The following is a 21448-nucleotide window of genomic DNA, read 5'->3' as shown; positions in this document are numbered from 1 at the left end:
ATGGCGTATACGTCCGTTATCCCCGTCCACCGCCTGAAAGGCAGTGTTGATTATGTGCTGGATGAAGCAAAAACGTCCCGTGGCCAGAACGCAAAATCTCTGGAAGAAGCTGTGGCCTATGCCCTCAACCGGGCCAAGACGGAGCAGGATCTATTTGAGTCAGCCATTGCCTGCACCTGCAAAACTGCCTTTGAGGATATGTGTCAGGTCAAGGAGATGTGGCATAAGACCGGCGGAGTGCAGGGCTTTCATCTGGTGCAGAGTTTCGCAGCCGGCGAAGTGACTCCTGAACTGGCACACCAGATCGGGCTGGAATTTGCCGGGCAGCTCCTCCAGGGAAAGTATCAGGCGGTAGTCAGCACTCACCTGAATACCGGGCATATTCACAACCACATCGTGTGGAACTCTGTGGCGATCCAAGATGGGAAAAAGTATCACAGCAACGCCAAGAGTTACTACACAGAGATTCGAGCAATATCAGATACGCTCTGTAGACAACATGGATTGTCTGTTATTGAGGAGAAACGGGAAGATGTGGTGGGACGGCCATATCCACAATGGTTGGCTGAACAGGAAAACCGGCCTACATGGAAAGCGGCGATCCAACAGGATATTGATTCTGTTGTTGCCGAAGTGCTGACATGGAATCAATTTGTCCGAGCCCTTGAGGAGAAAGGCTATACCCTTCGGATGAACCGAAAATATATCACCCTCCAGCCACCAGGCAAATCCCGGCCGGTACGGTTCAAGACCCTGGGGAAAAATTACACCCCGGAGGTCATCCGCCGTCGAATCCTGTACCCGTCGAGGCGAACACCGGCTGGCAAGAAAAAACTGCCGCTCAGCCTGTACGCTGTGATCGTCGAACATCCCGAAAACCATTACTCCGGCCTTCGGGGGCTGTATGTTTCATATCTCTTTCAGGTTGGAGTGCTGCCCCGTAAACCCCGCTACCCCAGTTACGCAGTGCGGGAAGATATCCGTAAGCTGGACCAGCGGATCGAACAGATGGAGTTCATCTTTGAGCATGAGATCGAGGACCGGGGCCAGCTCAATGCCATACGCCAAGCAGCGGAGGCGGAGATTGAGAATCTCACGAAAGAGCGGAAGCGGCTGTACCGACGGGAACCGGATTCCCCACGGATCGATGAACTGACCGCCCAGCTGAAGGAAAAACGGAAGACCGTTCAGCTCTGTAAGCGGATCGAGGAACATTCTCTCGCCATTGAGCAGAGGCTTGAAGCCGGTCGAAAAGAACAGGCTCAGCAGGAAGCCAGACACCGTGAAGATGAGCAGAGAGAAGCTGCCATCAAAGAAAAGCAAAAGGAGAAAACCAAATGAACAGAATTCCCACACAGCAGCAGGTAGAACGCCTGCGCAAAAATTACCCCGTCGGCACCCGTGTGGTGCTGCACAGCATGGACGATCCCTATGCCCCTGTTCCGCCCGGCACCAAAGGAACGGTGACCTATGTGGATGACATGGGGCAGATCGGTGTGAACTGGGACAACGGCTCCGGCCTGTCCCTTGTGCCCGGTGAGGATACCTTCTCCAAGGTGTCTGAGCCGGAGAAAGCCAAAAGTGATCGCGGCATGAGCCGCTGAAAGGAGGGAGGAGAACACTATGAACTATGGCAGTGATCCCGCAGACCAGATCGTCCGATTCTCACTGGACGGCACCGAGATGGTGCTCAAACTGTCTGGTCTGGCGGCAAAGAATTTCGCCCTGTTCGTGTATGCAGTTCTGAACGACCAGCAGAAGGTGCGAGGGAAAACAAAGCTGGTGCGGATGCTCAAGGAGCGGCGCCCGTTCAAGTTCTTTCGCATCCCGGATAACATGATGCGGGAATTTGCACGGGAAGCCAAAGACCACGGCCTGCTCTACACGGCCATTCGCAACAGGTCCCGGAAGGGACAGATCGAGCTGGTGGTGTTTGCCGATGATGCCTCCAAGGTCAACCGCATCCTGGATAACCTGAATCTGGACTTCGTGCAGGCCCAGGCAGGCGAAGCTACGGTGGAGCAGGTGCCCGCTGCGCCCAGTGCCGAGCAGCCCGGTGCGGCGCCGGAAAAGAAGCTGGAACCGGCTGTGGAAGTGGAAACAGTTGCCACGGAACGCGGTGCGGTGGATTTCCAGGTGGGCGACAGCGAGGAGGCGTTCAACTTCTCGGATACGGCAGATGCCGCAAAGGAACAGGTGCCGGAAAATTTTACGCCCGGCCGGGAGCCGGTGGACAAAGCCCCGGCGGAAAAGAGTCCGTCCGAGCCTTCCTCGCCCAGCAGCGGCTCCTCCTCCGGGGCATCCGGCGGTGATAAGCCTTCGGTAAAAAAAGAGCTGGAGGACATCCGCAAGGAACAGGCTGCAAAAAAGGAGGCAAAGGCGAAGCCGCCCCAGCGCCAGACCAAAACGCCCGGACGCACCCGCCGCAAGAAGAACAAGAAAAAAACGAAAGGACGGTAATCCATGGATCTTTCCAAAATGATCAAGAACCGCGAAGCGGAGCAGCAGGAAACGCAGCCTGATGGCCAGCAGTTTTCCAAAGAGGAGTATGCCGCCATAAAAAAGGCCGAACGGGAGGAAGTATGGGCACGGGTGGATGCCCAGGCCCAGGCGGTGTTCCGGGACGATGCCTCCATGAAGGGATTCCTCGATTTCATGGCCCGCTGCACCCCGCAGAGTACCCGCAATCTGCTCATTCTGTATGACCAGAACCCGGAGATCACCCATCCCCGCACCTTTGCCATGTGGGCGGAAGCAGGCCGCTCGGTGCGCACCGGGGAGAGTGGCTATGCTTTCTTCACGGAAAGCAAGTATGAGCGTGAAGACGGGACCACGGGCCGAGGCTATGACATCGTCAAGGCGTTCGACATCAGCCAGACTCGTGGCCCGCAGATGTATCCTGCTCAGCCCCATCTGCCGGATGAGGTGATTGCGGCTATGATCGAGAACAGCCCCGTTCCGCTGGCACTGTCGGACCAGCTGCCCAAGGGAGTGCAGGCTCAGTATGTGCCAGCACGGAAAACCATCTATGTGCGCAATGGCATGGATGAAACTGCGACTCTCTGCGCCATTGCACGGGAACAGGCTCATGCCTCTTACGATGTGCCCGGAGCCGGGTACCGTCGGCAGGCGTATGCAGCGCAGAGCTACTGTGCCGCCTATGTGGTGGCACAGAAGTTCGGCCTGGACACTTCCGGCTTCAAGTTTGATAAGGTCTGTGAATCCTGGGCCGGCAAAGAACCTCAAGAGCAGCGCACCTTCCTTGGTGAAGTGAAGCGGGCCGCCTATTCCATCAACCGGGAGGTGCAGCGCAGCTTTCGGGATATGGATCAGGTGATCAAGCCGGACGAGTTTGAGATCGGAAAGGGGACACAGGCCAAGACCGAAAAAGCCGAAAAGGCGACGGAAAGCCGGTGATCCCCTCGGCCAAGAGTTTTCCGTTTGTTTTCATTTGAACAGTCGCTTTGTCACTGGCTTTGTGATATGCTTGGCTTGAAAAATAGATCCGAATGGAGGCGATCGTATGGAGAAACAGCGGCTGTTCAAGATGACGGATATCGAAAAAAATATGCTGGTACGGGCCTTGTCTGATAAGCAAAAGCGGGTCGGCAACGACCGATGCGGTGAGGTTCGGGCGCTCGTGGAAAAGACGGAGCAGGCACCTCGAAACCGGCTGTATATGGACGAGATCGAATACCAGTGGGTGGAGATCGCCCTGAACGATCTTCGCAATGCCTATCTGGCGGCAGGCCGCAGCAGCGGCGGAATTGACAAGGTGATGTTGAAGCTCTTCCGTTCGCACTACAAGCGGGTGCCTGCAAGATAAATATCTATATGCCAAGGGGTCTGTGGTGGAAGCCACAGGCCCCTTGGTGCTTTCGGAAAGGAGGATGCTGATACGGAGATTCGCCAGAAACAACCCTGGTGGGTATGGTTGCTGCCGCTGCCCATTGTCTGGTGGGCGGCACTGCTTCTGGCCGCCAACTGGCAGGCGGGCATGAACATCGTGGAATGGATGGGTGCCTTCTCCGCCGCAATGAATAAGCCTTTTCACCTTCGCTGGACGGAGTATTCTGTTCGGCTTTTGTTTTTATTCACCATTGTCTACGGAGCAGCAGCGGTACTCATCGTGACAGGCCGGAAGAACTATCGACGCGGCGAGGAACACGGTTCTGCCCGCTGGGGAAATGTGGTACAAGCCGGAAAACGGTATCGGGACCATGAACATCCGTTCCGCAATCTCATACTGACCCAGCACTTTCAGATGGGGCTGGATGGCCATCGCCATAAACGCAATACCAACGTGCTGGTGATCGGCGGCAGCGGTGCAGGCAAAAGCCGCAGCTATGCCATCCCCAATGTATTGCAGTGTGCCCAGGGGCCGGACGGCGGGTGTTCGGTGATCGTTGCAGACCCTAAATCCGAGATCCTGCGCAAGACCGGCAACGCTCTGATCGCAGCCGGATATGAGGTGCGGGTGTTTGATTTGCTCAGCCCGGACACGTCTTACTGTTATAACCCGCTGGCCTATGTGCGGGATGACAAGGACGTGCTGCGGCTGATCGAGACCCTTATCCAGAGCACCACCCCGCCCGGTTCCCAAAGCACCGACCCATTCTGGACCAAGTCCGAAACGGCTCTGCTGCAGGCCCTTGTCCTGTACCTCATCCATGAGGCGCCGAAAGACGAGCAGAACTTCGCCATGGTCATGGAGATGCTGGCGGCTGCCGAAGTGCGAGAAGAAGACGAGGATTTCGAGTCGCCGCTGGATATTCTGTTCGAGCGGCTCGAGATGCGGGACCCGGAGAGCATTGCCGTCAAGCAATACCACATCTTCAAGATGGGTGCTGGCAAAACTCTGAAATCCATCCTGATCAGTGTTGGCGTCCGGCTGTCTGCCTTCAACTTACCCCAAATCGCACGGCTCACCTATACCGATGACCTGCATCTGGAAGAAATGGGTGAGAAAAAGGTGGCGCTTTTCTGCTGCCTGCCGGACTCGGACAAATCTCTCAACTACCTGGTCGGCATGATCTACGGCCAGCTCATCCAGACACTGTACTATGTGGCCGACCGCAAGTACAAAGGCAGGCTGCCGGTGCCGGTCCACCTGCTCATCGACGAGGCTCCTAACATTGCTTTGCCCACCGATAACTTTCTGCCCTGGCTTTCCACCATGCGCAGCCGCAATATCTTTTGCAGCTACATCGCTCAAAACATGGCCCAGCTGAAAGCCCTGTTCAAGGAACAGTGGGAATCGTTGGTGGGCCTCTGCGACGAGTTCCTGTATTTAGGAGGGAACGAGAAAGAAACGCACAAATATGTGTCTGAGCTCATGGGCAAGGAAACCCTGGACACTCACACCTATGGTCATACCAAAGGCCGGAACGGCAGCTACTCCATCAACGACCAACAGACCGGCCGGGAATTACTCACGCCGGATGAAGTACGCATGCTGGACAACCGAAAATGTATCCTGTTCGTTCGTGGTGAGCGCCCCATGCTGGATGACAAGTATGACCTGATGCACCATCCCAATATCCATCTGACCGAGGACGGCGGCGCGCCGCCCTACGACTATACCGCAGTTCGTGATGCTGCCGATGACCTGGACTATGACCCGGAGCGGTATGAGGATTATGAACTGCTGGATCCCGATGATTTTCTTTGATACAAAGGAGGAACGCATTTGAAACTGTTTTCTAAAAAGAACGATCAGAACCACAAGACCGAACCGCTGCGCCTGGGCAAAAAGGGGCGGATGCGCTTTGCCACTTTTGCAACACTGATGATTTGCACCTACTGTCTCTCTACCACTGTCCTTGCCGCAGCCACCGACCCGCTCACCGTGGTCAACAACCTGTCCACCTTCATCTTCTCTCTGATCCGTGCCATTGGCCTGATCCTGCTGGGCTGGGGCATCGTGCAGGTCGGCCTGTCCTTCCAGAGCCATGATCCCAGCCAGCGTTCTCAGGGCTTTCTGACCCTGGCAGGCGGTCTTGTGATCACCTTCACCAAAGAGATCCTGGACCTGATCACCGGCACTCCTTGAGGAGGCCGGAGTTCAAGGAGGGAGGTGATGTGGTACGAATTGGATCGTGGACAATTTGAACTCCGCCCTGCAAACCTGGAATGACAAGCTGGCGGAGATCTGGACGCTGCTCACGCAGGATCCGGCCACATTCAAAGGCGGCGGCATCTGGCAGGTGATGCTGGGTATTCATGGAGCATTGCAGGCCATCGGGTATGGTCTGTTGGTGCTTTTCTTCGCCGTGGGCGTAGTCAAGACCTGCGGCAGCTTCGTGGAGGTCAAGCGCCCGGAGCAGGCGTTCAAGCTGTTCATCCGCTTTGTGCTTGCCAAAGCAGCCGTGGGGTATGGTCTGGATTTGATGCTGGCCATCCTTTCAGTGGTACAGGGGATCGTCTCGACGATCATCACACAGTCGGGTGTTGCAGGAGCCGGCGGCACCACACTGCCGCAGGATGTCATCGACAAGATCAACCAGGTGGGATTTTGGGACTCTATCCCGCTATGGGCGGTGACCCTGATTGGCGGACTTTTTATTACGGTGCTGTCTTTCCTGATGATCCTGACAGTGTATAGTCGTATGTTCAAGCTCTATAGTGCGCCCGGAAGGGCTGCGGCGTAAGCCAAAGCAGCCCGCGGGCAATTTGGGATTCTGCCAGTGGCGCGGCAGTAGGAAAAGGTATTGCGAAAGGAGGTGGAAATCACCCTATCACCAGCCGATTTATCCGGAGGGGAAACCCAACGGGGAGTGTAGCATATCGGCAACGCCGTAAGTTGGGAAACTATCGAACCACTACTGAACGGCAAGGTGAAACGTTGTGAACGAGGAATAAAGCTGGATTGCTTGAAGGGCAGTCCAAGGCGGCATACTGGAGCCGGCGGCGCAGGATAGTTGTATTCGCCGCATACCGCGGCAATCGGTGACATGTATACACCGATTGCGGAATACCCACGGTAGCCAACCGCAATAAGCGGATAACGGACGAAAACCCATTCCGACATCACAACACGCTGTCCCAAACTGCTTAACCGGGGATTGCCTAACCCGGAGTGCCAAAAAGGCTATGGCTTTCAGAGCCTGAAAATCCGGTATGGCAACGGAGCCGCCATAGTAGTCCGAGCAAGGGAAATCCTTGCACATGGCGAAGGGCGGCAGGATATCAACCAAACTATCAATGGAAAGGTGCGTGAGGCACTATGAGAAATCCAAAGAATGTTTTGGAAAGTTTAACTTCAAAAGCAGCAAATGAAGATTACCACTACAAACGGCTTTATCGGAATTTGTACAACCCGGAATTTTTCCTGTTGGCATACGAGCGCATTCAAGCAAAGCCTGGCAATATGACAGCCGGAAACGATGGGAATACAATCGATGGTATGAGTATGAAGCGGATTGACAGTCTTATACAGAGATTAAAAGACTTCAGCTATCAGCCGAAACCAGCCAGAAGAACGTATATTCCCAAAGCAAACGGCAAAATGCGCCCATTGGGTATTCCGGCCTTTGACGACAAACTGGTACAGGAAGTGGTACGCATGATACTGGAAAGTATCTATGAACCCACATTTCAAAACTCATCCCATGGATTCCGTCCGAAGCGGAGCTGTCACACAGCTCTGCAATATATCAAGCGGAATTATACGGGTGTCAAATGGTTCGTCGAGGGCGACATCAAAGGGTGCTTTGACAACGTCGACCACCATGTGCTGGTGCGGATACTGCGCAGACGTATCAAAGATGAATATTTCATCAGCCTGATTTGGAAATTTTTGAAGGCAGGCTACATGGAGGACTGGGTGTACCACAACACCTACTCCGGCACCCCGCAGGGGTCGCTGATCAGCCCGATTCTGGCGAATATATACCTCAATGAACTTGATGTGTTTATGGCAAAATACGCAGAGTCCTTTAACTGCGGAAAAGGCCGGAAAATCAATCCAGCTTACAAAATGCCGCTGGATGTTCGGCGCGGAAAGCAGGAATGGCTGAAACGCAATAGTGCGAAAATCAGTGAGGAAAAGCGCCAGAAAGTTATGGCAGAGATTCGGGAACTGAACAATTATCTGTTCACAGTCCCGTACAGCGACCCTATGGATACAGGGTACAAGCGAGTCGTATATGTGCGCTACGCCGATGATTTCCTGATTGGTGTGATCGGAAGCAAAGAGGATGCAAAACAGGTTAAGACCGATGTGGGGGAGTTTATCAAGGAGCAACTCCATTTGGAAATGTCTCCGGAAAAGACGCTCATCACCCATGGAAATGACTTTGCACGCTTCCTCGGCTACTTGGTCACAGTCAGCCGCGAACAAAACCGCACTCGGACAAAAAACGGGTTCACACGCCGAACCTACGTGGGAAAAGTCAAGCTGTATGTGCCAAAGGAAAAATGGCTGAATCGCCTGCTCTCCTATGGTGCGCTGAAAATCAGCTATGACAAGGCCCACGGAAACAAAGAGGTGTGGGAGCCGGTAAGACGCCCGGGGTTGATACGTCTGGATGATATTGAAATCTTGAATCAATATAACGCGGAAGTGCGCGGGATGTACAACTACTATCGGCTGGCAAACAACGCCACTGTGCTGAACGCTTTTGTCTATGTGATGAAGTACAGCATGTATAAGACCTTTGCTGGGAAATATCGGACGAGTATGCGAAAAATTATCCGCAAATACTGCCGCAACAAAGACTTTACCGTATCCTATCAAACCAAGAGCGGAACAAAGTCTGTTGTGTTTTACAATCAGGGAGTGCGCCGGAACGACAAAGTCATCGCAACGGAAAACCCTGATATCATCGGCAGAACGAACGAAAATCGACGTTATACCCGACTGACAGACCGGCTGCAAGGCCATGTGTGCGAGTTCTGCGGAGCCGAAACGGAGGATATCGAAATCCATCACATCCGAAAACTAAAAGATTTAAGTGGTAGGGCAGAATGGGAACGCCATATGATTGCGCGCAAACGCAAGACGATGGCACTGTGCCATTCCTGCCATGTAAAGCTGCATAATGGAAAGTTAGACTGATATCTGGAAAGCCGGATACATCGAGAGGTGTACGTCCGGTTTGGAGGGGAGCGTTTGGAAACCTGCCGCAGAAATGCGGTAAGGCGCCGGGCGCTTACCCTACTGTACACTGCGCTGGCGCCCATTCCGCTGTCCACCTTTGTGGGTGAACCTACCAGCAATGTGGGCAAGAACTTTCTCCGCAGCTATGCAGGAGTATGTCTGGAAGGTGCTGTCATCGCATTGGCCTGCATCATCTTTTCGGTAATGGCGGCTGCCCCGCCTGCCGTGGATTCCAACGTATCTGCGGTAACTGCTGTTTGGAGTTATGTGGGCGAACTCATCTTCAACCTGTTGGTGCTGGTGGGAGCTGTGCGTATGAGCGACCGAATCATCAAGGAATTGATGGGACTGTAACTCAAGTTGCATAAGTGGGCAGAATTATGGTATAATATGGCCATGATAAGGAGGTGACCTCGAGTGCCACAAATCGTACCCATTAAGGAACTGAAAAACACCAACCGGATCTCCCAAATGTGCCACGAGTCGCATGAACCCATCTATGTGACCAAGAACGGCTATGGCGATATGGTGATCATGAGCATGGAAGCCTATGAACGCCAGATGGTACTGGCAGAGGCGGAAGCAAAACTGGCAGCGGCAGAAGAACAGGTCGCCGCTGGGAACGTACTTGATGCAAAAAAGGCATTTGCCGCACTGAGGGAAAAGTATGGCGTATAAGGTCATGATCACCGAGGATGCCGACCGGGATCTGGACAGGATCCTCGCATACCTGACACAGCAGCTGTATTCCGAACAGGCGGCAAGTACACTGGTTGCTGAATACGCACAAGTTCTGGAGCAGCTGGAGCAGTTTCCGAGTATGTTCGAAGTCGCACACAGTGTGAGTCACGCCGGCAAAGAATACCGGAAATTTTTGCTTGGAAACTATGTTGGTGTTTACCGTGTGCAGGAACGGGAACAACAGGTTGTGATCCTGCGGATTTTCCACGGGTCACAAAACTACGCAAAATATCTGTGAGTGAATATCCATCAGGCGCGTCGCTGAAAAGCGGCGCGTTTTTTGTTTATCCGAACAGGAGGGAATGCCTATCGAAGTAAAAATCCCCAAAGAAATCAGGGAGTATCGGGAATCCATCTTCTTCGGGCTCTCAACCCGACAATTCACCTGCTCGCTGCTGGCACTGAGCGCCGCAGTCGGGCTTTATTTTGTATTCGACCCGTTGGTGGGTACAGAAAGTGTGGGCTGGATCTGCATTCTGGGAGCAGCTCCGTTCGCTGCCTGCGGCTTTTTCACCTACCACGGCATGACCGCAGAACAGACTCTGTGGGCGTGGTTCAAGTCCCAGGTTCTGACACCCCGCTGCCTTGTCTTTCGGTCGGACAGCCTGTACTACCAGGCATTGCAGCCTGCCATAGAGCAGGGGAAAAAGCCGCCCCGTAAGAAGAAAGAGCGAGGCGGCAACAAACCGGCTGGAGAAAATGCTCCGGCCTCGAAACCAGATAAGGAGGATGCCTATTATTAAAACTCTCAGCAAAGCGACTAAAGCGGAACGGGATAAGTTCCGTATTCCCCGCTCGGTGCAGGATGCCATTCCCATTCGCCGTATCTGGTCGGACGGAATCTTTCAGGTGGGGCCGCAGTTCTCCAAGACGTTCTCGTTCACCGACATCAACTACCAGATCGCCGGCAAGGAAGACAAAACGGCCATGTTCCTGAACTATTCCGAATTGCTCAACGCACTGGACTCCGGCGCCAGCACCAAGATCACCATCAATAACCGGCGGCTCAACAAGGCCGAGTTCGAGGCGGCACTGCTGCTTCCCATGCGGCATGATGGGTTGGACCATTTCCGCAAGGAGTACAACGATATGCTGCTCTCCAAGGTTACCGGCACCAGCAACAGCGTAGTACAGGAGCGGTATATCACCATCAGTGTGGTCAAGAAAAACATCGCGGAGGCCCGCGCCTACTTCTCGCGTGTCGGTACTGATCTGCTCACCCATCTTGCCCAGCTGTCCTCCATCGGTCAGGAATTGGATCTGGTGACCCGCCTGCGGATCTTCCGGGACTTCTTCAAGGGAGCAGAGCCGCCCGCCTTCGAGTTTGACTTGAAGACCCAGATGAAACAGGGTCACAGCTTCAAGGATTGGCTCTGCCCGGACTCCATGGAGTTCCAACCGGATCACTTCAAGCTGAATGACCGCTGGGGCCGGGTACTCTACCTTCAAGGATACGCCAGCTACATCAAGGATAGCATGGTGTCCGAACTATGCGAGCTGGACCGTGACCTGATGCTGTCCATTGATATCCTGCCCGTACCCACCGACGAGGCGGTGCGCGAGGTCCAGAATAAGCTGCTGGGCGTCGAGACCAACGCCGCCAACTGGCAGCGCCGTCAGAATGCCGCCAACAACTTTTCCGCTATGCTGCCCTATGACATCGAGCAGCAGCGGGCCGAGACCAAGGAGATGCTGGGTGACCTGACCAACCGGGACCAGCGTATGATGTTCGGCCTCGTGACCATGGTGCATCTGGCGGACACCAAGGAGCAGCTGGACAGCGACACCGAGAGCCTTCTCACGGTCGCCCGCAAACATCTGTGCCAGATGAGCATCCTGCGCTGGCAGCAGAAAGATGGGCTGGACACTGTCCTGCCCTACGGCCTGCGGAGGATCACCGCACTGCGCACCCTGACCACGGAAAGCATGGCCGTTTTCATTCCGTTCCGCGCCCAGGAAATCATGCAGGACGGCGGCATCTACTATGGCCAGAACGCTGTAAGCAAAAACATGATCGTGGCTGACCGGCGCAAGCTCCTCAACGGCAACAGCTTCCGTCTGGGCGTGTCCGGCAGCGGTAAGTCCTTCAGTGCCAAAGAGGAGATCGTGAGCATCGCCCTGTCTACCAATGATGATATCCTGATTCTGGATCCGGAAAGTGAGTTTGGCTATCTCACCGAGGCACTGGGCGGCGAAGTCATCCGTGTATCGGCGGCCTCCGACACCCACATCAATGCACTGGATATGGACAAAGCTTACGGCGATGCCCGCAACCCGCTCATCGAGAAATCCCAGTTCGTGCTGTCCCTGTTCGAACAGCTGGTGGGTTCTGAGGGTGTGTCCGCCAAGGAGAAATCCATCCTGGACCGCTGCACCTATGAGGTGTACCGGGAGTACATGGCGAACAACTATATCGGCCAGCCTCCCACCCTGAAGGATCTGTACCAGATCCTCCTGAAGCAGCCGGAGCCGGAAGCCAGAGGTCTGGCCCTGTCGGCAGAGTTGTTCATCACGGGCAGCCTGAACACCTTTGCCCAGCCCACCAATGTGGATACCAAGGCTCGGATCATCGCCTACGATATCCGGGAACTGGGTGAGCAGCTCATGCCCCTGGGCATGCTAGTGACACTGGATGCCATCTTCAACCGGGTCATCCAGAACTGGAAGCGCGGCAAGACCACCTGGGTGTTTGCCGACGAGTTCTATCTGCTGTTCCGCTACCAGTACAGTGCCGACTTCTTCTACAAACTATGGAAGCGGATCCGCAAGTACAACGGCCTCGTGACCGGCTTGACCCAGAACGTGGATGAGATCCTGCGTTCTGATACCGCCCGCCTCATGCTGGCAAACTCGGAGTTCCTCATCCTGCTGAATCAGTCGCCCACCGACCGGGAAGAACTGGCCCGCCTGCTACACATCTCGGATACCCAGCTTGGCTATATCACCAATGTGGCTGCAGGCTGCGGATTGATTCGCTGTGCCGGCAACATCGTCCCCTTTGAAAACAGCTTCCCCAGGAACACCCAGCTGTACAAGCTCATGACGACCAAGCCGGACGAAGCTATCCGTGGAATGTGATGTGTCCGGTTTGAGAGGGAGGTGGTGCTGCCGCAAGAGAAAGTAAACCCATATACACTGTTGCATCGCTGTCGGGCGGTAAAGATTCGACAGCGATGCTTCTTCGTCTTGTAGAAGAAAATCGCCCCATCGATGAGATTCTATACTGTGATACCGGGTGGGAGTTTCCTCAGATGTATGACCACCTGGACCGGCTGGAGCAAACCATCGGCAGACCTATTACCCGGTTGAAAGCACCGTTGACGGCAGAGCAGTATTTCTATGAGTACACGGCAAAGCCGAACGCAAAGCTGGTCACAGATCGGGGGCTCAGCTGGCCTTCCCATGCCTGCCGCTGGTGTACCGGTCGGCTCAAGACCCATGTGATCAACAAACATCTTCGCCTGCTGCGCCGGCAATACCAGCTGAAACAGTATGTGGGGATCGCAGCGGATGAAGCCCACCGTTGCAAGGATCTGCACTACCCGCTTGTGGAGTGGGGCATGACAGAGGCGGACTGCCTGCGGTATTGCAAGGAACATGGATTTGACTGGGACGGCCTGTACGACATTTTCCGGCGCGTATCCTGCTGGTGCTGTCCGCTGCAGCCACTCGGTGAACTGCGGAAGCTGCGTGTCCACTGCCCCGATCTGTGGCAGAAGCTCCTGTACATGGATGCACATACCTGGCAACCCTTCCGACCGGATTACACTGCCCGACAACTGGACATCCGATTCAAACTCGAAGAAGAGCGAGCCGCGCATGGTCTGCCCATCACCGGGCGGGCCTTTTTTTCTGCACTCGATGAGCGGCTGGAACAGGAAGGGTGTCCGAGGAAGCAAAACAAGGGATGATACATGGGAAAAAGAACAAACAGCCGAGGGCCGCCCAGGCCCTCGGCGCCAGTCTTGTGAAGGAGGAAAACTGTGAAGGAGATCAAAACCAAACCGGCAGGAGGACAGCCCCGAACCTTCGATAAGGCGGGAGTTGTACCTAAGACCGCTATGAGAGATATGTGGGTTCACACAAGAGATAAGGCTCTGAGTGAAACTACGAGCACTCCCTTCGCCAGCCAGCAGGAAGTCACCGGGAACGCCCCTGCCAATACGGCCGGGAATCAAATGCTGTCTGGCGCTGCAGCGGCCACCAAGGAAGGGACGCAAACAGCGTATGATGGCAGTCGGAAAGTGACACGGTTTGCGGGCCAGAAAATCAAGGAGCGCCGGGAAGCGGCACATATCAAAAACCAGTCATCGGTTGCGGAACAGTCCGCTACAGGAAGTGCCCGAAAAGGCACATCAGCAGGCTCGGCTGGAAAGAAGACTATCAAGGGCCGAAAGTCAACGGCAGAGCTCAAGTCCAATGCGGCCAAGAGCATCAAGCAGGGTGGGAAAGGTGTTAAGGGGGCGCAGCAGGCTGCCGCCAATACTCAGAAAGCAGCGAAAGCGGCCCAACAGATTACCCAGAGAATGCAGGCTGCGGCTAAAGCCACCGCGCGAGGGGTTCGAGCGGCAGCTCGTGCAGTGATGGCGGCCCTCAAGGCAGCTGTTGCAGCGGCGCAAGAATTGGCGGCAGCTATTCTAGCTGGCGGCTGGGTATCGGCGATAATCATCCTGGTGATTTGCCTCATCGCTCTGGTTATGGGATCCTGTTATGGCATATTCTTTGGAGTAGAGGCAAACGGATATGGCGTCAGTGTTTCTCAGGCAGTAAAAGAGCTGAATCAGGAGTACGCTGATCACCTGCAACAGATTTCAGAATCAGTTTCCCACGACCGACAAGAAATCGACGCTAACGATGGTAACCTTTCTATCAACTGGCAGGAGGTTTTGGCTGTCTTTTCCGCAAAGATGACGGGGGCCTCCGATGGTGAGCAAGTAGCCTCGTTGAGCAATGCCCAAGTGGATGAGTTGAGAACCATCCTATGGGAGATGAATGATGTGAGTTACACGACCCACAAAGAATCTCATGAGGTTGAAGTAACCACTACCAATGAAGATGGAGAGGAAGAAACCACAACCGAAACTGTCACCGAAACAGTGCTGACCATTATGATCACACATAAAACGGCTGCTGAAATGGCAGGGGAGTACCGTTTCAACAGCCGTCAGAATGAGTATTTAGCTCTGATGATGCTACCGGACAATCAGAATCTGTGGGCGCAGCTTCTGGGCGGATTGGTCTCCGGTGGCGGGCAGATTATTATCCCGGATACCGACTGGGTGCCCATAGGGGCGCTGGCGTGGCCGCTTCCGCAGACATTTTCCATTACTTCTCACTTCGGGTATAGAGAAAACCCGTTCACAGGAGTAATTGAATACCATAATGGAACAGACATAGCAGCCCCGGCGGGAACGCCAATTCTAGCGGCAGCCGATGGAACAGTAACCATCGCCAATGGAATCGACTCCTGGGGCGGCAGCTACGGTTACCATATCAAGATTGACCATGGGAATGGACTTGAAACGCTTTACGCTCATTGCTCAGCTATCTGCGTTACTCCCGGTCAGCAAGTGCGTCAGAGGGAAGTAATCGGGTTTGTGGGCAACACGGGAAACACCACGGGTAACCATCTTCACTTTGAAGTGTGGGTGAATGGGGAGCGCACCGATGCAATGGGATTTTTTGTTTGAATTTTGCCTAAATATGCCCCAGAGGAGAAACATGAGTTCTGAAATGTTTGTAGATGTGTGTGGTTAAGGAAAGGCTTCGGAGCTATAGGAGAAAAAGGCTGAGAATCAAGGTGCTTTGATTCTCAGCCAAGGCAATAAGAGATTTTGGAGGAAATGTTGAATTCATTACAGAGTACGATTATTTCCAACTCGAGAATAACCGATCGATACAGAGCCAAGATACTATGTTGGATAAAATCAGTATGATGAAACAGGCTACGCCATCAGCAGGTCGGCGTAACAGTTCAGCAGTGTGAAAAAGTGGATAAAAGCTAATCCAACGTAAAGGCCACAATCCACTCAAAGCCAGCAAGGGCGGCAGGCAGAAGCCAAGGGCAGAGAGGAAGATGGAACTGAGGGCGCTGCCTAATGTCTCGGAAAGCCACAGTGTAATCGATGCCATGCACAGCACGGCTGAAAGCCGAGTTATTCCCGCCAGAAGCAATATACCTGCGAGTGAGAGCCAGCCAGGCAGATGCAGATATTCATAGAGGCTCATGGCCGGGGCTAAAGGAGCAGGCAGACCATAGTCCCGCAGGACCACGATGAGCCGAGGCAGTCCCACCAGCGCCCACAGCAGTATCGCAGCGGCACCAGATGACAACAGTTTGGCAATCACCGTTTTTTTGCGCCCCAGCGGGGTGGCCATTAACACCCGCTTCATTCCGCCCCGGTGCTCGAAGGCGAAAAGGCCCGCAAAGCAAACGCTGACCAAAAGTCCTGTTACAAGGGTATCCCGAAGGTCGTCGTCGCCTGTAAAGCAAAATAGCTCTTTCCAACCGCTCTCATATACCAGCTGCGCACCTGGATGTTCTTTGAGATAGGGCAGATTCCCGTAAACGATACGGTCGAACACTTGTCTTTTCTGGTCGAGACCATAGAAAGCACTTGATTGCTTCTGGTACTCTTCCACCGTTATTTCTCCTGTTTGCAGCGCCCGCTCCATCCGCCGGATGGGCTCGAACTCTTCGTTCTGCTCCTGTAACCATTGGTAGGCTTCCTGATCGTAGGGGCCGGAGATGTGGGTCATGTAGTACTGATAATAAATTTCCTCCGCACCGATGAAGCTCTTAGCCTCGGCGATCTGCCATGCCTGATACCCGGCAAAGACGGCTAGCACCGCCAGCGCCCCGCAGCCCAAGGCCAGCTTGCGCGCCTCCTGTCTCCAAACGGTGGTGGGCCGGGTGCGAGGACGGCCCAGCCGCAGGCCCGCAAAAGCGGGGGCGGCCAGCAGCGCCGCCCAGCAGAACACCAGGCAGAAAGCGGCCAGCAGCGCGGCGCACCACAGCGCCGCAGCGGTCCACTCCACCAGCGGCAGTGGGACGGGATGGTCGAACCAATAAAGGTTCCGGTAATTGCCCAAAAGTTCATTGGTGCGCAACAGGCTTGCCAGGTTCGCGTATTTCACCACGTTCAGACGGCTGGTGGCGGGTATAGCTTGGCGGATGAGCCACTGGGCCGCGGGCAGCGCCAGCCCGGCGCACCAGCCCGTAGCCGCCCGGCGGCAGACCAGCGCGGCCAGCATGACCCAAAGGCCCATCACAAAGGCCCCCGCCCACTTGGCCAGCAAAAACAGCCCCAGATACTGCCCCACGGTGATGCGCATGGTGCAGCGCATGAGGGCGGGCACACTTTGGATGTTGCGGTCAAGGGGACCCAGGCCGAAGGTGAGCTGGCAATAGGCCAGGTTCACCCCGTAAAGTAGCACCAGCACCGCCAGCAGGCTGAGCGCCAATGCCGCCAGCTTTGCCGTCGCCGTTTTCAACCGTCCGCCGGGGGTGGTGCGCACGAAGGCCAGCATGCCACTGTCCCGTTCGGCGCGCACCAAAAGACTTGCCAGCAGCAGCATGGCCGCCAGCAGGATGAGGTCGGTGAAGGGATAGTCCAGGGCGGTGTAAAGGCCCTTTTGGGGCGCGTAGTTTATCTGAACATCGCCCATGCCGGCGTAGACCGCGGCGGTCTTGCCGATGTTTTCCAGGTCGTAGCCGCTCTGGGAGTTCTGGAAAATGGAGATGCCGGAAAGCTGTCGGGCCTTGGCCTGCACATCCTCCAGAAACTGCGGGTAACCAGCCACCGTGTCCAGTTCCGCCTTGACGGTGGTGAGGAAGGCCACCTCCTGGCTCAGGTTCTCGGTGTAGAGGGTGTAGCTTTTGTCCTGATAGATCTGCTCATACTGTTCGAACAGCTCAGGGTACTGGGTGCGCGGGTCGGACATGTAGCCGTACTGGGCGTTCAGGGCATAGTCATAGAGCAGCTGCCCCACCTGATAGACGCCCTTGGCCGTGTCCAGCTTTTCGTTGATGAGGGTCTGCTGTTCGGTGGTGGGAAGGCCCCACAGGTCGCGCCCCACGGCCCGCCAGGCCGAGGCGGAGGCGGCGTTTGGGCCGGGTTTTGTGCCGGTGTAGAGCAAAAACAGGTTTGCGCCCGCCAGCACTGCAAGGCAGAGGGCAGTGACCCGCCGGCCCCAGACCTTGCGCAGTTCCGCAAGAAGAAGCCTCATGCGCCGCCCTCCTCCCCAAAGACATGGAGATACACGTCCTCCAGGCTGCCGCCGGGGGCGTACTGCTCCACCAGCGAAGCCACCGAAGCCTGGGCCACCAGCCGGCCGCCTTTCAGCAGAAGAATTTCCTTTGCCACCGTTTCCACATCGCTGACCACATGGGTGGCCACCAGGATGATTCGGTCCTGGGCAAGTTCGGCCAGAAGCTGGCGCAGGCGCACCCGCTCCTTGGGGTCAAGGCCGGCGGTGGGCTCGTCGAGAATGAGCAGCTTCGGCTCGCCCAGCAGGGCGCTGGCTAGCAGAAGGCGCTGCTTCATGCCGCCGGAATAGGCGGCGAGGCGCTTGTCCAGCTCGTCCGAAAGGTTCACCCAGGCCGCTACCCGTTCCACCTGAGCGGCTGTTTCTTTGGCCGGTATTTCCTTCAGGGCGCAGAGGTAGGCCAAAAAGCGGCGGCCGGTGTAGCTGTCGTAAAGGCCCTGCTGCTGGGGCATGAAACCCAGTGCGCGGCGAAATTTGACGTCCAGCGCGCGGGCGCTTTTGCCGCACCAGAGCACCGAGCCGCCATCCTGCGCAAGGCCGCCGGTGATGATATTGATGAGGGTGGATTTGCCCGCGCCGTTGGGGCCCAGCAGGCCGTAAAGCCCGGGCCCGAGGGTGAAACTCACCCCGTCCAGCGCCTGCTTTTTTCCCGCCGGGCGGCCAAACCGCCCCGTCAGGGCGTAGCTCTTTTTCAGTTCTTTCACCTGCAAAACCGGGGTGTTCGTTTCCATGGCGGGCCTCCTTAATGTTTTCCTTAGTAGGGTAGCGTTGCGGCTTTGCGCTTTATGCCACTGCAAAGCATAACCTGTCGGTAACCGAACGGGAAAACTACTTGGTTGTCATTCTTGATAATCTGAAAATGATTTTATTTCTCTATCCCTTATGAAAAAGCGTAAGCTGCCGCCCACCTCGTCTTCGGCGACGGTGGGCGGCAGTGTGCTTTTCTTCAATGGGTTGTTCTGTGCTTGGGAGACAGAATGTACTAGACGAAGTTGCGGTGAGACAGTTTCTCTTTGGCGATTCGTGTGATGTTGCGACTTTAGAAATCCTACTTTAGCACGATGTTATCTTGTGGGAAAGAGAATCATCTAATCATTGCTAGTTGCTTCTACGCATTGAAATATCAATCCATGGACTTGGAAGAATGATGAGGATACCTAATGGAGCTTAACAAATAAATGGTTTCTGAGCATGAGGAAAACTCTGCTCCATCCGGAGAGGTTATTAAAGGTCAAGACCTTCAATATAGGTGTAATTCGGAACCGAGTGCAGGTAGTCGTCTTTACTGATTAAAGCGTATATGGGTTTAAGATTTGTCAACGTGGTGCCGTCTCTTGTCTCATCCCAGCCTGCGCGAACAAGCAAATTATTACCGCTTTCTGCAAAAATAAGGACAACGTTCATTGAGTCCTCATAATATAAGGTCATAGGGAAAAACTCTCCAGTGACAGGGTTAACATTGAAAGAAGCAAACTTTCCATCACCGTTGAGAGTAATGCGATACCAGCCATCCCACAAATCAAACACATTAAGGGTTGCACTATTCATACCGGACGCAGACAAAAGGGCATTTGTCTTGTATTCGACGGAGGAACCCGTTCGCAAATCTGTGAACGTCATAGTGGCGGTTAAAGCATCCTTTGTATCCAATGTGATCAGAGTGCTGTTATATATCGTGTAAGCTTCCTCGGATACGCCAGTCAAGGAAATAACAGGATCATCAAGAGTGTTGGTGTCAACGTGAAATACTTGCGCATAATCTTCTACGCTTCCAGACTCTTCGTCGATTCGTGTGAACATCAGGGTCAAACTCATATCAAAACAAGAAGTAATCATCCCATTCACACCGTCGGCAAAACTGCACAAGCTTTCGTAAGATCCATCTTTCAAACTAAATCGATAAAGCTCAAGATGAGAGCCGGATCCGGAATAAACGGTGGCAAGGGCATACAAATTTGCACCGTCAGTGTATAATTGAGGCGAAATCGAAATATTGGAGTCCAATTCGCACAATAATTGAGGATTGCTTCCGTCGAGATCCGCAATCGAGATGTGCGGAAGGGTATCACTCCCAACTTCGGTCTGCATTATTACCAATTTATCGTTAATGACAGCAAGGACAGGGATCGACATGTTCTCAACCAATGCGTATGCGGTGCAAGAAGAGTCGGAGTGGCGACACTCAGGCCGACCACAGAGCGGCAGTTGAGTCTGCGTGGCATAATCAATATATGCCACGATTCCATGACCATCATATTCCTCGACAGAGTAGAAGCCAGCTTCGTTGCCTGCCGACACAAAAGAGATACGTGCTGTTGCAGATGGAGTATCGTTTGTGTTATCGGTGGATTGAGAGGGCGCAATGGAATGGCTCTCGGAGGGAGCGTCAGTCCTCGTGCAAGACGAAAGCATAAAAAGGCCCAAAGTGAGCAGGACAACCAGAATGATAGAACGCATTGGTTTCATTGATTTACTCCTTTTGTTAGGAATTCATAATACACATATACGCTAGCACTTGCAGGAGGTATGGACTCATCCCCTCCGGCAAGTGCTAGCGTGCTCTTATAGTGAACCCTTATTTATTACTTGTTCACCGATAAATGTTTGAGTTATACGAGGTAACTGTTCCAAGAGTTAGCGGGAGTGGAAGCAAAATAAACTGCCGTCCCAGAAGCAGTAGACTGATAGGTGAGATAATTGCGAGACCCGTACAGCAACCGCAATTGACCATAGCCGGTGTGATCATTCATAAGGGAGTCTCCATTGATTTCGTACTGCTGCACAGCCACCGGCCACATAAAAGCGTTGCGCCCGTTCTGGAAAGCCGCGTTATCCTCATTGATCATGTACCACTGGGAGCCCGACTTCTGGCCGTAGTAATAGCCGCGATCCACGCCACTCACGACAAAGACACGCTTGAAATTCTGATCTGTGCCGGGAGCAGAAGTGCGGTAAAGGCAAAGACGGCGCATATAGAGACTTGTTCCGGTGGCACCTTTCAGATTGAGAAAAGTTCCTCCATCCGAAGGGACAGTGAAGCGATAATAGCGAGTGCTCTCGCTGTATGAGCCGTCGGCCGCAAAGGCAGGAACTGCCATTGCAAAAGCCAAAATGATGGTTAGGCAGATGGTGAGAGCGCGTTTGTTGAAAACCTTCATAAAGCAATCCTCCTCCTTGGTTATAGTTGATATTTGGCCGATGGGATGCTTCGCGCGCCAGCATCTCTTTGGTGCTTTTAAAATAGCACAATAAGTCGCATCATGCCATTTTTCTGTAATATAAAAGGAGAAAGGTGACACGAAAAAGAGGTCGTGCCTAATAGATAAAGGGCTTTTCGAG

At 54.3% G+C, this 21448-nt stretch carries 18 protein-coding genes and 2 pseudogenes; 16 read left to right on the top strand and 4 right to left on the bottom strand.

Going from position 1 to position 21448, the window contains the following annotated elements:
• The 16 genes and pseudogenes from ACH2A7_RS03415 to ACH2A7_RS03340 all read left to right on the top strand — a co-directional run bounded on the left by ACH2A7_RS03415 (position 1) and on the right by ACH2A7_RS03340 (position 15531).
• Entirely contained in the window at positions 1-1341 is a 1341-nt protein-coding gene (locus tag ACH2A7_RS03415; RefSeq protein WP_394960091.1) for a relaxase/mobilization nuclease domain-containing protein, read from the top strand.
• Positions 1338-1604, top strand: coding sequence for a DUF4314 domain-containing protein (locus tag ACH2A7_RS03410; RefSeq protein WP_055080112.1), 267 nt, complete (start codon positions 1338-1340; stop codon positions 1602-1604). Before ACH2A7_RS03415 ends, ACH2A7_RS03410 begins: the two co-directional genes overlap by 4 nt.
• Positions 1605-1623: 19 nt before the next feature.
• Entirely contained in the window at positions 1624-2460 is an 837-nt protein-coding gene (locus ACH2A7_RS03405) for a PcfB family protein (protein WP_394960088.1), read from the top strand.
• A 3-nt stretch (positions 2461-2463) separates the two neighbouring features.
• On the top strand, positions 2464-3417 hold the full coding sequence (locus ACH2A7_RS03400) for an ArdC family protein (protein ID WP_394960086.1): 954 nt from the start codon (positions 2464-2466) through the stop codon (positions 3415-3417).
• A 106-nt stretch (positions 3418-3523) separates the two neighbouring features.
• Positions 3524-3826: a hypothetical protein gene (locus ACH2A7_RS03395; RefSeq protein WP_394960084.1), complete on the top strand. Its 303-nt coding sequence runs from the start codon at positions 3524-3526 to the stop codon at positions 3824-3826.
• A 108-nt stretch (positions 3827-3934) separates the two neighbouring features.
• Positions 3935-5671, top strand: a complete 1737-nt coding sequence (locus tag ACH2A7_RS03390) for a VirD4-like conjugal transfer protein, CD1115 family (RefSeq protein ID WP_394960082.1) — start codon at positions 3935-3937, stop codon at positions 5669-5671.
• A 90-nt stretch (positions 5672-5761) separates the two neighbouring features.
• Positions 5762-6052, top strand: coding sequence for a formate hydrogenlyase (locus ACH2A7_RS03385; RefSeq protein WP_394960139.1), 291 nt, complete (start codon positions 5762-5764; stop codon positions 6050-6052).
• A 106-nt stretch (positions 6053-6158) separates the two neighbouring features.
• Positions 6159-6623: pseudogene (locus ACH2A7_RS03380) on the top strand (hypothetical protein); the annotation flags it as partial.
• Between the two features lie 602 nt (positions 6624-7225).
• A complete protein-coding gene (locus tag ACH2A7_RS03375) occupies positions 7226-9058 on the top strand; it encodes a reverse transcriptase domain-containing protein (protein WP_394960080.1) in 1833 nt (610 codons plus the stop codon).
• Positions 9059-9160: 102 nt separating this feature from the next.
• A pseudogene (locus ACH2A7_RS03370) lies at positions 9161-9454 on the top strand (hypothetical protein); the annotation flags it as partial.
• Between the two features lie 63 nt (positions 9455-9517).
• Positions 9518-9778, top strand: coding sequence for a type II toxin-antitoxin system Phd/YefM family antitoxin (locus ACH2A7_RS03365; protein WP_394960078.1), 261 nt, complete (start codon positions 9518-9520; stop codon positions 9776-9778).
• Positions 9768-10079: a type II toxin-antitoxin system RelE/ParE family toxin gene (locus tag ACH2A7_RS03360; RefSeq protein WP_394960076.1), complete on the top strand. Its 312-nt coding sequence runs from the start codon at positions 9768-9770 to the stop codon at positions 10077-10079. Before ACH2A7_RS03365 ends, ACH2A7_RS03360 begins: the two co-directional genes overlap by 11 nt.
• Before the next feature lie 64 nt (positions 10080-10143).
• On the top strand, positions 10144-10584 hold the full coding sequence (locus ACH2A7_RS03355; RefSeq protein ID WP_394960074.1) for a PrgI family protein: 441 nt from the start codon (positions 10144-10146) through the stop codon (positions 10582-10584).
• A complete protein-coding gene (locus ACH2A7_RS03350) occupies positions 10571-12919 on the top strand; it encodes a VirB4-like conjugal transfer ATPase, CD1110 family (RefSeq protein WP_394960072.1) in 2349 nt (782 codons plus the stop codon). The genes ACH2A7_RS03355 and ACH2A7_RS03350 overlap by 14 nt, the downstream gene beginning before the upstream one ends.
• Before the next feature lie 50 nt (positions 12920-12969).
• Positions 12970-13752 (top strand): phosphoadenosine phosphosulfate reductase family protein, encoded by a 783-nt coding sequence (locus tag ACH2A7_RS03345; RefSeq protein ID WP_394960137.1) that lies wholly within the window; start codon positions 12970-12972, stop codon positions 13750-13752.
• Positions 13753-13824: 72 nt separating this feature from the next.
• A complete protein-coding gene (locus ACH2A7_RS03340; protein ID WP_394960071.1) occupies positions 13825-15531 on the top strand; it encodes a peptidoglycan DD-metalloendopeptidase family protein in 1707 nt (568 codons plus the stop codon).
• A 178-nt stretch (positions 15532-15709) separates the two neighbouring features.
• On the opposite strand, the gene ACH2A7_RS03335 is transcribed toward ACH2A7_RS03340, so the two are convergent.
• The 4 genes from ACH2A7_RS03335 to ACH2A7_RS03320 all read right to left on the bottom strand — a co-directional run bounded on the left by ACH2A7_RS03335 (position 15710) and on the right by ACH2A7_RS03320 (position 21267).
• Positions 15710-18070: a hypothetical protein gene (locus tag ACH2A7_RS03335; protein ID WP_394960069.1), complete on the bottom strand. Its 2361-nt coding sequence runs from the start codon at positions 18068-18070 to the stop codon at positions 15710-15712.
• Positions 18067-18840 carry an ATP-binding cassette domain-containing protein gene (locus ACH2A7_RS03330; protein WP_394960067.1) on the bottom strand — a complete coding sequence of 258 codons (774 nt, stop codon included), beginning with the start codon at positions 18838-18840 and terminating at the stop codon, positions 18067-18069. Before ACH2A7_RS03330 ends, ACH2A7_RS03335 begins: the two co-directional genes overlap by 4 nt.
• A gap of 493 nt (positions 18841-19333) precedes the next feature.
• Positions 19334-20575, bottom strand: a complete 1242-nt coding sequence (locus ACH2A7_RS03325; protein WP_394960065.1) for a hypothetical protein — start codon at positions 20573-20575, stop codon at positions 19334-19336.
• 143 nt (positions 20576-20718) lie between these two features.
• Positions 20719-21267, bottom strand: coding sequence for a hypothetical protein (locus ACH2A7_RS03320; RefSeq protein ID WP_394960063.1), 549 nt, complete (start codon positions 21265-21267; stop codon positions 20719-20721).
• Positions 21268-21448: the final 181 nt, after the last annotated feature.

This window comes from Candidatus Allofournierella merdavium (genome assembly GCF_944382735.1).
Classification (GTDB): domain Bacteria; phylum Bacillota; class Clostridia; order Oscillospirales; family Ruminococcaceae; genus Allofournierella_A; species Allofournierella_A merdavium.
Note: the sequence above shows the minus strand (reverse complement) of the source record. Positions and strands in the feature narration are given on the sequence as shown.